15 protein-coding genes are annotated in these 12,771 nt (G+C 72.6%); 11 read left to right on the forward strand and 4 right to left on the reverse strand.

Annotated elements, in window-relative coordinates; all coding sequences use genetic code 11:
- Positions 1 to 200: 200 nt before the first annotated feature.
- Positions 201 to 1,001 (reverse strand): SDR family oxidoreductase, encoded by an 801-nt coding sequence (locus AB0I91_RS40050; protein WP_498784973.1) that lies wholly within the window; start codon positions 999 to 1,001, stop codon positions 201 to 203.
- Between the two features lie 96 nt (positions 1,002 to 1,097).
- Between AB0I91_RS40050 and AB0I91_RS40055 the strand changes: the two genes are divergently transcribed.
- From AB0I91_RS40055 to AB0I91_RS40070, 4 genes are all read left to right on the forward strand, one after another.
- Positions 1,098 to 1,481, forward strand: coding sequence for a winged helix-turn-helix transcriptional regulator (locus tag AB0I91_RS40055; RefSeq protein ID WP_499615995.1), 384 nt, complete (start codon positions 1,098 to 1,100; stop codon positions 1,479 to 1,481).
- Between the two features lie 223 nt (positions 1,482 to 1,704).
- The gene (locus AB0I91_RS40060; RefSeq protein WP_499641586.1) at positions 1,705 to 2,709 is read left to right on the forward strand and encodes a gamma-glutamylcyclotransferase family protein; all 1,005 of its coding nucleotides are present in this window, start codon (positions 1,705 to 1,707) and stop codon (positions 2,707 to 2,709) included.
- Positions 2,710 to 2,840: 131 nt separating this feature from the next.
- A complete protein-coding gene (locus tag AB0I91_RS40065; RefSeq protein ID WP_499641588.1) occupies positions 2,841 to 3,431 on the forward strand; it encodes a DUF4232 domain-containing protein in 591 nt (196 codons plus the stop codon).
- A complete protein-coding gene (locus AB0I91_RS40070) occupies positions 3,432 to 4,214 on the forward strand; it encodes an alpha/beta fold hydrolase (protein WP_499641590.1) in 783 nt (260 codons plus the stop codon).
- Positions 4,215 to 4,599: 385 nt separating this feature from the next.
- Here AB0I91_RS40070 and AB0I91_RS40075 read toward each other — a convergent pair whose 3' ends face one another.
- Positions 4,600 to 4,959, reverse strand: a complete 360-nt coding sequence (locus AB0I91_RS40075; RefSeq protein ID WP_499641592.1) for a hypothetical protein — start codon at positions 4,957 to 4,959, stop codon at positions 4,600 to 4,602.
- 218 nt (positions 4,960 to 5,177) lie between these two features.
- On the opposite strand from AB0I91_RS40075, the gene AB0I91_RS40080 reads away from it, so the two are divergent.
- The 5 genes from AB0I91_RS40080 to AB0I91_RS40100 all read left to right on the forward strand — a co-directional run bounded on the left by AB0I91_RS40080 (position 5,178) and on the right by AB0I91_RS40100 (position 9,838).
- Positions 5,178 to 5,999 (forward strand): hypothetical protein, encoded by an 822-nt coding sequence (locus AB0I91_RS40080; RefSeq protein ID WP_499615989.1) that lies wholly within the window; start codon positions 5,178 to 5,180, stop codon positions 5,997 to 5,999.
- Between the two features lie 139 nt (positions 6,000 to 6,138).
- Positions 6,139 to 6,399 carry a hypothetical protein gene (locus tag AB0I91_RS40085; RefSeq protein WP_498784959.1) on the forward strand — a complete coding sequence of 87 codons (261 nt, stop codon included), beginning with the start codon at positions 6,139 to 6,141 and terminating at the stop codon, positions 6,397 to 6,399.
- A 1-nt stretch (position 6,400) separates the two neighbouring features.
- The gene (locus tag AB0I91_RS40090; RefSeq protein ID WP_498784957.1) at positions 6,401 to 6,652 is read left to right on the forward strand and encodes a hypothetical protein; all 252 of its coding nucleotides are present in this window, start codon (positions 6,401 to 6,403) and stop codon (positions 6,650 to 6,652) included.
- Between the two features lies 1 nt (position 6,653).
- Positions 6,654 to 9,422, forward strand: a complete 2,769-nt coding sequence (locus tag AB0I91_RS40095; RefSeq protein WP_499641594.1) for an FtsK/SpoIIIE domain-containing protein — start codon at positions 6,654 to 6,656, stop codon at positions 9,420 to 9,422.
- Positions 9,419 to 9,838, forward strand: a complete 420-nt coding sequence (locus tag AB0I91_RS40100; protein ID WP_499641596.1) for a hypothetical protein — start codon at positions 9,419 to 9,421, stop codon at positions 9,836 to 9,838. Before AB0I91_RS40095 ends, AB0I91_RS40100 begins: the two co-directional genes overlap by 4 nt.
- A gap of 7 nt (positions 9,839 to 9,845) precedes the next feature.
- Here AB0I91_RS40100 and AB0I91_RS40105 read toward each other — a convergent pair whose 3' ends face one another.
- Entirely contained in the window at positions 9,846 to 10,253 is a 408-nt protein-coding gene (locus tag AB0I91_RS40105; RefSeq protein WP_498784951.1) for a GNAT family N-acetyltransferase, read from the reverse strand.
- Positions 10,254 to 10,288: 35 nt separating this feature from the next.
- Between AB0I91_RS40105 and AB0I91_RS40110 the strand changes: the two genes are divergently transcribed.
- On the forward strand, positions 10,289 to 10,999 hold the full coding sequence (locus tag AB0I91_RS40110) for a GNAT family N-acetyltransferase (protein WP_498784949.1): 711 nt from the start codon (positions 10,289 to 10,291) through the stop codon (positions 10,997 to 10,999).
- A 41-nt stretch (positions 11,000 to 11,040) separates the two neighbouring features.
- The gene (locus AB0I91_RS40115; RefSeq protein ID WP_498784947.1) at positions 11,041 to 12,048 is read left to right on the forward strand and encodes an NADP-dependent oxidoreductase; all 1,008 of its coding nucleotides are present in this window, start codon (positions 11,041 to 11,043) and stop codon (positions 12,046 to 12,048) included.
- Positions 12,049 to 12,135: 87 nt separating this feature from the next.
- Here AB0I91_RS40115 and AB0I91_RS40120 read toward each other — a convergent pair whose 3' ends face one another.
- Positions 12,136 to 12,747 carry a hypothetical protein gene (locus tag AB0I91_RS40120; protein WP_498784945.1) on the reverse strand — a complete coding sequence of 204 codons (612 nt, stop codon included), beginning with the start codon at positions 12,745 to 12,747 and terminating at the stop codon, positions 12,136 to 12,138.
- Positions 12,748 to 12,771: the final 24 nt, after the last annotated feature.

Raw genomic sequence — 12,771 nt, forward strand, 5'->3', positions numbered from 1 at the left:
ATACAACAGCGGTATGCGGCCCATTCGGCCGCACCGCCGGGAACCACCTCAGGCGCGACTCTCATCGAACGAGACTTGTGAAACAGGCGCTAGGCCGGGCCCGGTCGGCTGGAACGCCGGGCCGGCCTTGCCCGGGTCGGCTGGACGCGGGCGAGGCCGGCCCCGGGTCGGCCGGGCCCAGGTCTGCTGGGCCCGGTCGGTCAGGCGCGGACGGCGTCCTCGATGGTGGTGGGGGTTCGGCCGATCAGCTTCTCCAGGTCGGGGCGGACGTCGGCGAGCACGCCGCGGCTGATGTTGACCTCGATGTCGGCCAGCAGTTCGGCGACGAAGTCCGGCAGGCCGTAGCCCTTCAGCGCGGCGACGCGATCGGGCGCGCTCACCTTCTCGTGGGTCGTCCCCGCCAGCGCGGCCAGCTCGTCGAAGCTCCACGCCCGCGGGCCGGTCAGCTCGTAGACCGCGTTCTCGTGGCCGGGCGTGCTGAGCACCACGGCGGCGGCCAGCGCCAGGTCGTTCCGCGACGCGCTGGCGATGCGGCCCTCACCCGTGGCGCTGACGATCGGGCCGGGCGCGTGGGGCAGGTAGTTCTCGTGGTACATCCCGTTGCGCAGGAAGGTGAACGGGATGCCGGTCGCGCGGATCGCCTCCTCGGTCGCCTTGTGCACCTTCGCCAAGCCGAGCGGCGAGGTGTCCGCGTCGGTGACGGACGTGTAGACGATGTGCCGCACACCGGCGTCGACGGCGGCCCGGACGGCCTTCAGGTGCCGCTGCACGCGGATCTCGTCCGGACCGTCCACCGACACCAGCAGCAGCGTCTCGACGCCCGCGAACGTGTCGGCGAGGGGCCCGTCGAAGTCGCCCGGCCGGACCTCGACGCCGAGGCCCTCGGCCTTCTCCGGGTCGCGCACGGAGACGGCGAGCCGGTCGGCCGGGAGGCGGGTGCGGGCGTGCTCGAGGATCAGGGAGCCGAGGTGGCCGGTCGCGCCGGTGATCAAGGTCGTCATGGGGACCACGCTAGGTCGAGGTGCTAACTATTCGTAAGTACCTACCTGAAGGTGTGGTACTTACGAGCGGGAAAGTACGCAGGTAGAGTGAGTGCCATGGAGCTGCGTGGTGACGTATACGACCACAACTGCCCTACCCGGGTGATCGCGAACCACGCCACCGGGCGGTGGGGCAGCCTGGTGCTGGGCAAGCTCCTGGACGACGGCGGCGGCACGAAGAGGTTCAGCGAGTTGCGCCGGGCGGTGACCGGGATCAGCGAGAAGATGCTCGCGCAGACGTTGCAGGCGCTGGAGCGCGACGGGTTGGTGCACCGCGAGGTCCACCCCGTGATCCCGCCGAGGGTGGACTACTCCCTCACGCCGCTGGGCGCCCACGCCGCGAAGCAGATCAGCGAGCTGTTCGGCTGGATCGAGGAGAACCTGCCGAACTTCCTGGCGGCGCAGGAGGAGTACGACGCGCGGCGGTCCGAGAACGTGTGACAGGTCACGTCCACACCTCCGACCTGCCGGCCAGACCCCTGGCACAGCCCTCCGTCATCGGAGATCAATAGCGCAAAAAGGTCCGATGTCTGAGGCCGAGCGAAAAACAACAACCGGTGAATTCGCGGTGTGGTTTGCCAGAATGGGAACCATGACGCAGCCCTTCACGGACGATAGTCACCCGGCCGAGCCCTATCCGGGAGCTCGGCCGGGACACTGCTTCGTGCACCTCGACGGCGCCGGCTGGCCGGTCACGCCCGATCCCGGCGCCGATTCCGGGTGGCGGGTCGCCCCGGACGGGCAGGACCTGGACGACTGGCTCGCGGTGCACGGCGAGCCGCCGCTCGCGGGCCGGATGCCGGTGTTGGCCTACGGCTCCAACGCCAACCCGGCCAAGGTGACGTGGCTGCGCGAGGAACTGGGGTTGACCGGCCCGGCGGTCGTGCTCAGGGCCCGGTGCGACGGGCTCGCCGCCGTGTGGGCCGCGGGGTTGCGCAAGACCGACGCCCAGCGACCGGCGACGCTCGCCGCCGCGCCGGGCGTCGAGGAGGAGCACGCGGTGTGGTTCGCCACCGCGGAGCAGTTGCGCGTGCTGGACCGCTGCGAGGGGCGAGGGCTGCGGTACCGGTTGGTGCGCGTGCACACCGGTCGCGTGACGCTGTTCAACGGTGGCGTGGTGGACTCGGTGCTCGCCTACACCGGCGCGGGGACGAGGCGGATGCCGCTGCTGGTCAACGGCCGGGCGGTGCGCTGCGCCGACGTGGACCAGCAGGCGGCGCGCAGGCTCGGCGGTCGGCCGGCGGACGGGGACGGGCTGGACGTGACGCCGGTGCACGGCGATCCGTCGCCGAACGACTGGCCGGACCGGTTGTTCGTGTACGGCACGCTCCAGCCGGGGATGAGCGCGTGGCGCCTCGTGGAGCCGTTCGTGGACGGCGACCCGGTGGCCGCGACGCTGCCGGGGACGCTGCACGACACCGGTCGGGGTTATCCGGCGCTGCGGCCCGGCGACGGGCCCGGCGTGCCGGGGCACGTGCTGCGGCTCGAACGGCCGGAGGACGCGCTGCCGGTGCTGGACGAGTACGAGGGCGACGAGTACCGGCGGGTGCGGGTGACGTTGCCCGACGGGCGGGTCTGCTGGACGTACGTGTGGACCGCCGGCGCGGGCGACCTGCCGGTGCTGCCCGGCGGGTGGGCGGCCCGGGGCGGAGAGGTCGATCCGGCCTGATCCGGCCCGTCGCGGGTGGGTAGGCGTCAATGATGCGCCCGATCCAGTGAATTCCTGGCCGATCCACCCAACCGTCCGGCGGTGGGGTACGTCCTGTTGTTAAGGACCCGTTCCCTAGCCAGGAGGTGGACATGAGGCGACTCGTGGCGCTCGGCGCCCTCGCGGTCGCGCTTGCGGCGTGCGGGACTCCCCGGCAAGCGGCCGAGCAGTCGACCATCGTGGTGGAATCGCAGACGTCCTCGGAGGCGCCGCCGGTTCCCCCCTCTTCGGCGCCGGTGACGTCCGAGGCGTCCGCGCCCGCGTCCGGCCGCTGCACCGCGGACGTGCTGGCGGGCGCCGTGGAGTCGACCGAGGCGGGCGCGGGGAACCGGTACGCGAAGCTCGTGGTGACCAACAACAGCTCGTCGCCGTGCACGATCAAGGGGTACAGCGGGTTGCAGTTGTTGGACGCGGCGGGCAACCCCCTGCCCACCGACCTCCAGCGGACGCCGGATCCCGCTCCCTCGCCCGTGCTGCTCGCGCCCGGCGAGGCGGCGGCGGCGAACCTGCACTGGACGGTCGTGCCCAGCGGCGCCGAGCCGGTCGACCGGCCGTGCCAGGCGGAGGCGCCGCGGGCGGCGGCGATCCCGCCCGACGAGACCGAGCCGATGAGCCTGCAGTGGGGCCTGGGTCCGGTGTGCGCCGGGGGGAAGATCGAGATCAGCGCGTTCTACGCTGCCTAGGTGATCGAGTCCAACGTCCCCGGCCACGCCGGCGAGCTCGCGGTCCGCACCTGGCCCAACCTGGACGCCACCTGGCTCGCCGTCCTCGTGCACGGCTACGGCGAGCACAGCGGCAGATACGCGCACGTCGCCGAGGCGCTGGTGGACGCGGGCGCGTTGGTGGTGGCGTCGGACCTCGTCGGGCACGGCCGGTCCGATGGCGAGCGGGCGGTGATCGACGACTACGACGGCGTGGTGGCCGACCTGGGCGCCACGGTAAGCTCGGCGGCGTCCGACCTGCCCACCGTGCTGGTCGGGCACGCCGAGGGCGGCCTGGTCGCGGCCCGGTACGCCCAGTCGAACCCGTTGGCGGCGCTGGTGCTGTCGGCGCCCGTGCTCGGCACGTGGGAGGGGCTGGACCGGCTCGGGTCCGACGACACCGGCGCGCCGCTGGACCCGGAGCTGCTGTCGCGCGACCCGGAGGTCGGCAAGCGGTACGCGTCCGATCCGCTGGTGTGGCACGGGCCGTACCGGCGGGAGTCCTTGGAGGCGTTGGAGCGCGCGCTGGACGAGGTGAACTACGGGCCCTCGCTGGAGCAGCTGCCGACGCTGTGGCTGCACGGCGACGCCGACGAGTGGGTGCCGGCGGCGGACACGCGCACCGGCACCGACCGGTTGCGCGGCCTGCTGTTCGAGGAGCGCGTCTACCCCGGCGCGCGGCACGAGGTGTTCAACGAGGTCAACTCCGACGAGGTCTTGGCGGACGTGGTGGCGTTCGTGCGCCGGGTGCTCCGGCTGGGCTGACCACGCCGGCCGCGCCCGCCGCGGCGCTCGACACCACTGGTCGTTCGGCCGCACCAGGACCTCGTTGCCCGCCACGTGCTCAGGCCGGGTCACGGGGTACCGCACCGCGTTCGCGACGTCCGCCTGGAGCCGGTCAGACCGAGCGGCGTCCCACCAACGCCTCGAGCGGCGCCACGCGCCGGGCGGCGATCACCGCGGCGCGGCCCCTTTGCGGGCCGACGCCGCGGCGGTCGCCTCTCCGATGCCCGACGAGGCTCCGGTCACCAGCGCGACCTTGCCCAGCAGGTGATCGTCATGAGCGCGCTCGACAAGCCGGAACGCGCTCCGGGTCAACCGACCCGAAGCAGGCGGGCGGCCGACGGGCACCGCCCTACCTCACCGCGGATCAGTCGTCGTGGTGGTGGTGGTGGTCATCGTCGGCATGGGCCGATGTCGACCCCGTCCACGCGCCATAGGGGCTGGACCAGGCATATCCGTCGTGGTAGCCGGCGTTGCCGTGCCAAGTCCACGCCAGCACGTGGAACGAACCCGCACCGTACGGGCCGGCGACCTCGTAGGCCTCGTAGAAGTACGAACCGCCCTCGCCGTCGGCGCCGGACGCCAACTCGTGGAGGGTGGCGCCGTCCGCGGTGGCGGATGCGTTGTCCTGGTCGAACTCGACGTCGGCGGACGCGATGCCCGAGGCACCGATGATGATCGGCAGGGCGAGGGCGCCTGCGGCGACCAGTCGGATGATGCTGCGCATGGTGGAACCTCCTTGGCGTAGATGGCCATGCGCTCACATCGTTACCTCGCACGGGAGGTCACCGGACATCGCCGACCGCATCGTGTGAACGGGGGTTAGACCGGCCAAAACGGCCTGATCAGCGGACATCACGAGGGGTGGGCGCAAGTCCCTGCTTATGGGTGACATCAGTGGCACCCTCACGCGCCACACGCGTGTCATGGACAATTTGCGGCGAGATGGTTGGTGAAGACCTGGAGCTGCTGATCACCGCGGTGGTGGCGGCCGACGACGAGCAGCAGGCGCGCGCCGCCTGCTCCGCACTGCTGCGCCAGGTCGGCGGGCGGGTCGTGCGGGCCTTCGACTGCTCCGACGAGGAACCGGGCTGCTGGTCGGTGACGATCAGCCGGGTCAGCGGCGAGCGGGCGACGCAGAACGTGGCCGGCGCGCTGGCCCGCGCGGTGCGCACGTTCGTCCGGCAGCTCGGCGACGAGTTCCCCACGCCGCGGGTGGCCTGCGAGCCGCCGACGGCGTGGACGGTGCTGGACGACCCGGCGCTGCTCGACGGCCTGGTGCCGGGCGCGGAGCGGTTGCTGGTGGAGGCGTGGGCCGGTGGCGATCCCCAGCAGCACCAGCCCGTGGCCGACCGGGGGCGACCGGACGAACCGCCCGCGCCTGAACGGGTGAGCGCGGCGCCGCCGCGGGCGGGTTCGCGGCTGTCGTTGCGGGTCGACGTGGCCACCGACCGGTCCGCGGGAGCCGAATGGCAAGCGCGGGCGGTAGCGAGTCGGGTCGCGCGCAGTGGCAAGATCACCCGAGTGGCTCCCCACGGGCACCTACTGAGCGTGCACATCGACCTCGGCTCAAGCGTTAATTCGCCCACGGTCGCGCTACACGACGCGGTGGCGTCGCTGGGCCGTTCGGGGTGGTCCGAGGTCGAGTGGTCCGACGGGTCCGGGTCGATCCGCTGGTCGGCCGCGCCGGCGCCGCGGGCGGGGATCACCGCGTTGGAACTGACAGCGACACCGGACTCGGCATTCGTGTGGACGGTGCCCGACTGAGATCCACTTCGCTGACCCGATCGAGTGGATTTCGAAGGCCACCCGGTCAGCCGATCTTGCTTGTGAATCGTGAAACTTTAGGTACTACTTTCAACTATAGGAACTCGAGCAGTTTCGCCAGGAGGGGTCGGGATCCGACATGGCCAGCATCGAAGAGGTCCGCAACGCGATTGCACAGGCCGTCGAGAAGGCGGGCCAGAGCGTGAACGCCCTGCAACAGGCCGCCGACCTGGCCGAGGACGCGCAGGCGCTGCTCAGCACGGCCACCCAGGGCAGCGTCCAGGCCGACGTGGAGCAGGCGAACGCGCGCTTCGCCGAGGTGGTCAGCGGCGTCACCGACCTGCAGAAGCACCTCGGCGCCGGGATCACCCAGGCCGAGAGCATCAATTCCAGGTTGTGACGTGACCTCGGTAGGCGAGATCAAGCTCGCTCTCGAGCAGAGCTGCGAGTTCCTCAGGGACGCCTACCGCAGCGTTCGGGAGGCCCAGAACGCGTTGGACGAGGCCGTCGACATCCTGCTCGAGGCGAGCGCCGACCACCACGAGTCCCTGGTGCCCGCCGGGTTCGTGGCGGCGGGCGAGAAGTTCGCCGACGAGCTGGAGCTGATCGTCGGCAGCCTGGAACTGGTCCAACGCCTAGCCGTGGAGCTGTGACGTGAGCAGGCGTGACGAGCGCCGCAGGAGGATCGAGAGCTCCTTCGAGGAGTTCCGCCGGGCGGTCGCCGCGGCGCTGGGCAACGCCTCGCGCGAACACCGCCTCCTCGCCGACGAACGCGCCCGCGACATGTTCGAGGTGATCCTGCGCGGCGACGGCGTCGACCGGGCGCTGGCCGACCCGCTGCTGGCCGACGCGCTGGCCAACCCGCTGTTCGAGCAGCAGCTGGCGAGGGCGTTGATCGACCGGGTCGAGGCGTTCCGCGAGTGGTCCGAACGCGGGCCCGACCAGCTGACCGCGCTGGTCGACGCGGCGGCGGCGGGCCCGGCGTCGTGGCCGCCCGAGACGTGGCTCGGCACACCGGGCACCGCCGACGGCGGCGACGGCGTGCCGGAGCTGTGGCGCATCGGCACCGGCGTGGTGCGCGGCGCGCCCGAGCCGCAGCGGTTCCCGGTGGCGGTGCCGCTGCTGGACCACTCGCACCTGCACGTCTCCTCCACCCACGAGAGCCGGGCCGCGGCCGAGGCGCTGGTGGAGTCGCTGCTGCTGCGGGTGCTCAGCCACTTCCAGCCGGGCCTGGTGCACGTGCACGTGTGGGACGTCGGCCAGCTCACCGGCGCGCTGCCCGGCCTGTACCCGCTGACCAGGGCGGGCCTGCTGACCGTGCACGACCCCGCGCGGCTGCACGAGCTGCTCGACGAGCTGTCCGACCACATCCGCCGCGTGCACACCGGCGTGCTGACCGAGGGCCACCAGTCGGTGCGGGCGGTCGGCGGGCGGCGCACCGAGCCGTGGCGGCTGGCGGTGCTGTTCGGCAACCGGCAGCCGTTGCGGGAAGAGCACCAGCAGCAGCTGCAACGGGTGGCGCGCAACGGTCTGGCGGCCGGCATCCAGCTGTTCATCGTCGACATCCCGGTCACGGTCAACTCGCCGATCGAGACCGTCACGATCGCCGCCGACCAGTCCGCGACGTGCACGATGACCGGCAAGCACGTGACCGTCGCGCTCGACCCGCCGCTGCCCCGCGCGCAGGTGCCCCGCGCGTGCGCGGCGATCGCGGACAAGCGGGAGGAGCGCCGCAACCGGCTCAGCACGTTCGCCGACCTGCTGCCGGAGCACTTCTGGCGGGAGGACTCGTCGGCGGGCGTGCTCGCGCCGGTCGGGTTCCTGGAGGGCGAGCCGGTCCACGTCGGGCTGGGCGACACGTCGCCGCACGCGTTGATCGGCGGTCCCAGCGGCTCGGGCAAGACGAACTTCCTCTACGCCATGCTCGGCAGCCTCGCCGCCCGGTACGCGCCGGACGAGCTGGAGCTGTACCTGCTGGACTTCAAGGAGGGCGTGTCGTTCGCGCAGTTCGCGCCGGGCCGCAAGGACCCGACCTGGCTGCCGCACGCGCGGCTGGTCGGGGTGAACGTCAACACCGACCGCGAGTTCGGCGTGGCGCTGCTGGCGTTCCTGGCCGACGAGATGCGCAGGCGCGCGGACGCGGCCAAGCAGCACGAGGTCACCAAGCTGGAGCAGCTGCGCGAGGAGGACCCGCTCGGCCACTGGCCGCGGATCGTGGCGGTGATCGACGAGTTCCAGTACCTGTTCGGCGAACGCGACCAGGTCACCGCGCAGGCGACCCAGCTGCTGGAGGACGTGGCCCGGCGCGGCCGGTCGCAGGGCATCCACCTGGTGCTCTCCAGCCAGGACGTGTCCGGCATCGAGGGCTTCTGGGGCAAGTCGGCGATCTTCGAGCAGTTCACCGTGCGCGTCGCGCTGCCCAAGGCGCGGCGGGTGCTGGCCGAGCCGCAGAACGACGCCGCGGTGGAGCTGCCGCGCTGGCACGCCGTGGTCAACCACGAGTCGGGCGTGCGGCCGGGCAACGAGGTCGCGCGCATCCCCGACGCCACGGCCAAGGGCACGTTCGACGCCTTGCAGGCCGAACTGCACCGGCGGCGCCCGGCGGACCTGGCCGAGCCGATCCTGTTCGACGGCAGCAAGGTGCCCGCGTTGCGGGCGCTGCCGGACTTCCGGGCGCTGCGGCCGGTCGACGGCGGCAGCCCCACCGTGCTGCTGGGCCAGGTGATCGACGTGGCGGGCAGCGCGGCGAAGGTGCGGTTCGCCCGCACGCCGGGCCGCAACATCGCGGTGCTCGGCTCGCTGGCCGACGACGCGGCGGGCGTGCTGGGCGGCGCGGCGCTGTCGCTGGCCCGCCAGCACCAGCCCGGTGACGCCCAGTTCACCCTGGCGTGCCTGGCCGAGGACGCCTGGCCGCACGCGGAACGCCTGCACAAGCAGTTGAGCGACGCGGGCCACGCGGTGGAACTGGTCGGCCTGGACAGCATCCGCAAGCACGTGGACGACACGGCGGCCCGGATCACCGCGAGCATGACGGGCGAGACGGGCGCGCCGCTGTCGCCGCACTATCTGGTGGTTTACGCGGTGGACGCGGCGCACACCCTCTTGGAGGCGAAGGACCCGACGACCCGGGCCTCGGGGGTGGACGGCCTGCGGACCGTGCTCAAGCACGGGCCGGAGAACCGCACCCACGTGCTCGGCTGGTGGCGTGGCGCGCAGCGGCTGAAGAACAGCCTGTCGCCGGGCGTCTACGACGACATCGGCGCGTGGATCGCGTTCGACATCCAGGGCAAGGAACTGCTGTCGTTCGGACCGGAGCAGGTCATGGCGTGGTCACCGCGACCGCGGCGCGGCCTGTTCTTCGACCGGTTCGAGCACTCGCGGCCGCAGGTCGTCATCCCGTTCGACACCGGGGAGGAACCATGATCAGCCACGCATCGGTCGTGCCCGCGCAGCGCACCAGCGGGCCCGCCGTGCCGGAGGTCGAGGCGGTCTCGGCGATCGAGCGGTACCGGGAGGTCGTCGCGCTGGCCGGCGAGTCGGCCGAGCGGCTGCGCGCCGCCGACCGGGCGCGGGTGCGGCAGCTGCTGGAGCGGCTGGCCGAGTCGCAGGACCGGATGGCCGAGGCCATCGACCAGGAGAAGCTGGTCAAGCAGGTCGTCGCGGAGCACTGGGAGGCCGTGGTCGGGCTGCTGTGGGACGAGCGGTGGTTCACCATGACCACGGTGCCCGCGCCGGACGAGTCGGTCCCGCCGCGAGACCAGCGCGAGTACAACACCGCGCTGGACCTGGCGTTCCGGGCGGTGGAGGAGTCGCTGCAGAAGCGCGCCCTGTTCCGCTAGGGGCCCGCTAGAAGCCCCAGGAGACGGCGACCGTGTCGAAGTCGAGCTCGGCCTCGGCACGGCGGTAGGTGGCCAGGGCGGCGGTGTTGTCCTTCTCGGTGCCGGTCCACACCCCGGTGCAGCCGCGTTCCCCCGCCAGCGCGATCAGCCGCTCGACCAGCGCGGACGCGATCCCGCGCCGCCGGTGCGCCTCGTCCACGCCCAGCTCGTACAGGAACATCTCCACGCCCTTGTCGGGGTGGATGGTCTCCACGCCGGACACGAACCCGGCCGGCTCGCCGTCGACGTAGGCGATCAGCAGGTGGTGCCGGTCGTCCGCCAGGAACGCACGGGTGGCGTCCTCGCGCGGCACGTCGTCGAAGAGGTGCCCCGCGGCCATCACCGCGGCCAACGACGTGATCCGCCGGATGTCCATGCGGGCGAGGGTAGCTCTTGGGTGATGATGCGGTCATGCGTGTTCTGCCCACCCCCGCCGACGTGTCCGCCGCCACCCCCGACCCCCTCGCCTGGTGGGCCGCGCAGTGCCTCCTCCCCGGCCGCGGCGGCACGGCGTGGGCGCACGGCGGGGCGGTGGCCGTCCTGGCGCCCGCGCTGTACCGCTTCGACCGCCTCGTGCTCACCGGCCCGGCCGACGACGTCGCGGCGCTCCTGCGCGCCCACGCGCGCCCCGGCGTGCGACCCGTGGTGACGACCGCCGTGGCCGACGAGCTCGACTGGCCGGTCGTCGGCACGTTCGGCTGGATGCAACGCGCCGGCTCCCTCGACCCCGGCCCCGGCGCCCGCTGGCTGACCGGACGGGACGAGGACGACGTCGAGTCGCTGCTGCGCAAGGCGAACCCCGACTCCTGGGTCCGCCCCCGCGAGCCGGGACCGTCGCGCTGGGCGGGCATCCACGTCGACGACGTGCTGGTCGCCGTCGCGGCGGACGCCTGGCCCTCGCCCCGGGTCGGCTTCGTCGCGGGCGTGGCGACCCACCCCGACCACCGCGGCAAGTCGTTGTCCACGAACGTCTGCTCGTTCGTGGTGAGCGCGTTGCTGGCCGAGCACGGCACGTGCGGGCTGATGGTCGACGCGTCCAACCAGGCCGCCATCGCGGTCTACCGACGGCTCGGCTTCACCTACCGGAGCGTGACCGCGCTGCGGGACCCAGGTCACACCTGACCGGCGGAACAGCACCGCGCCGCCGCGCTGTTGCACGCGGTATGACGTTGCCGAGCACCGCGCGCGAGATCCACCTCGCCTCCCGCCCCGAAGGCTTCCCGACCCGGGAGAACTTCGACCTGGTCGACGTGCCCCTGCCGGACCTCGCCGACGGGCAGCTGCTGGTCCGCAACCTCGTGATGAGCGTGGACCCGTACATGCGCGGCCGGATGAACCCGGGCAAGTCCTACGTGGAGCCCTACGAGGTCGGCGAGGCCCTGACCGGCGGCGCGGTCGGCGAGGTCGTGGCGTCCAACGCGCCCGGGTTCGAGGTCGGCGACACGGTCCTGCACGGCCTCGGCTGGCGCGAGTACGCCGCGGTGGACGCCGCCGACGCGACCAAGGTGGACCCGGAGGCCGCGCCCGTCGGCGCGTACCTGGGCGTGCTCGGGATGCCCGGCATGACGGCGTACGCGGGCCTGCTGGACGTCGCCGCGTTCAAGGAGGGCGACGTGGTGTTCGTCTCCGGCGCGGCGGGCGCGGTCGGCCAGGTCGCGGGCCAGGTGGCCCGGTTGCGCGGCGCCAAGCGCGTGATCGGCAGCGCGGGCAGCGAGGCGAAGGTGCGGTACCTGGTGGACGAGCTGGGCTTCGACGCGGCGTTCGACTACAAGGACGGGCCGGTCGCCGACCTGCTCGCCGAGGCCGCGCCGGACGGCATCGACGTGTACTTCGACAACGTCGGCGGCGAGCACCTGGAGGCGGCGATCGCCTCGCTCAACAACTACGGCCGGGTGGCCATCTGCGGCTCGATCTCGAACTACAACACCACCACCCCCTCGGGCCCGCGCAACCTCGGCCTCGCCGTGGGCAAGCGCCTGTCCTTGCGCGGCTTCATCATCTGGGACCACGAGCACCTGCGCGAGCAGTTCGTGCGCGAGGTCGGCGGCTGGATCGCCTCGGGCGAGCTGCGCTACCGGGAGACCGTGACCGAGGGCCTCGACCGGGCGCCGGAGGCGTTCATCGGCATGCTGCGCGGCGAGAACCTCGGCAAGGCGCTCGTGACCCTGTAAGGGAAACCGGTGGTCGGACACCGCCGGCGATGCGCTCGCGTCGCCGGCGGGTGCGCCTGCGCGGTGGTCGGTAGCGGCCACGGGCCGTCACGCGTGCCGGGCGAAGATCTCCCGGATCTCGACCAGCGCGGCGGCCCGCTCGGCCTCGTCGTGGTACCAGTCGGCCCGGCTCTCGACCACCGACTCGGGGGTGAACTCCCGCCCGAACAGGTACGGCTCCAGGCAGTACCCGAACCCCGACTCGACCATCGGCGCCAAGCCCTCCGCCGCGCAGTGCGCCAGGAACCCCTCGGCCTCACGCCACCGCTCACCGTCGAACCAGAACACGCCGCCGGCGTAGTGGATCGTGCTCCCGGTGGCCTCGTCGACGAGGTTCAGCGACTCGTAGTTCTCGGGGCGGTCGCGCACCAGGCGCACCAGGTCCTCGGGCACACCGCGGTAGAGCGACTCCTGGAGCGCGTAGTCGCCCTCCGCGTACAGGTTGAGGTCCGACTCGTGGTCGAACGTCAGCAGCAGCGCGCGCCCGTCGGGCGTGAAGTACCAGACGGCCGACTGCCCGCCCGAGTCGTTCCACGCGAACCGCTCCGCGCCGTCCACCACCATCGGCGCCACCCCGGCGATCTCGCCGACGACCGCCGCCCGCCGGCGCACCTCGACCAGCGCGGTGGCCACGAAGCCGTCCCACATGTCCTCGGTCATGCGCGCAGGCTACCGACCACCACC

The organism is Actinosynnema sp. NPDC049800, assembly GCF_040656635.1.
GTDB lineage: Bacteria > Actinomycetota > Actinomycetes > Mycobacteriales > Pseudonocardiaceae > Actinosynnema.

Coding starts and splice junctions, on each gene's coding strand:
- AB0I91_RS40050 (WP_498784973.1), bottom strand. CDS start 1,001: ATGACGACCTTGATCACCGGCGCGACCGGCCACCTCGGCTCCCTGATC.
- AB0I91_RS40055 (WP_499615995.1), top strand. CDS start 1,098: ATGGAGCTGCGTGGTGACGTATACGACCACAACTGCCCTACCCGGGTG.
- AB0I91_RS40065 (WP_499641588.1), top strand. CDS start 2,841: ATGAGGCGACTCGTGGCGCTCGGCGCCCTCGCGGTCGCGCTTGCGGCG.
- AB0I91_RS40075 (WP_499641592.1), bottom strand. CDS start 4,959: ATGCGCAGCATCATCCGACTGGTCGCCGCAGGCGCCCTCGCCCTGCCG.
- AB0I91_RS40080 (WP_499615989.1), top strand. CDS start 5,178: ATGGTTGGTGAAGACCTGGAGCTGCTGATCACCGCGGTGGTGGCGGCC.
- AB0I91_RS40085 (WP_498784959.1), top strand. CDS start 6,139: ATGGCCAGCATCGAAGAGGTCCGCAACGCGATTGCACAGGCCGTCGAG.
- AB0I91_RS40100 (WP_499641596.1), top strand. CDS start 9,419: ATGATCAGCCACGCATCGGTCGTGCCCGCGCAGCGCACCAGCGGGCCC.
- AB0I91_RS40105 (WP_498784951.1), bottom strand. CDS start 10,253: ATGGACATCCGGCGGATCACGTCGTTGGCCGCGGTGATGGCCGCGGGG.
- AB0I91_RS40110 (WP_498784949.1), top strand. CDS start 10,289: ATGCGTGTTCTGCCCACCCCCGCCGACGTGTCCGCCGCCACCCCCGAC.
- AB0I91_RS40115 (WP_498784947.1), top strand. CDS start 11,041: ATGACGTTGCCGAGCACCGCGCGCGAGATCCACCTCGCCTCCCGCCCC.
- AB0I91_RS40120 (WP_498784945.1), bottom strand. CDS start 12,747: ATGACCGAGGACATGTGGGACGGCTTCGTGGCCACCGCGCTGGTCGAG.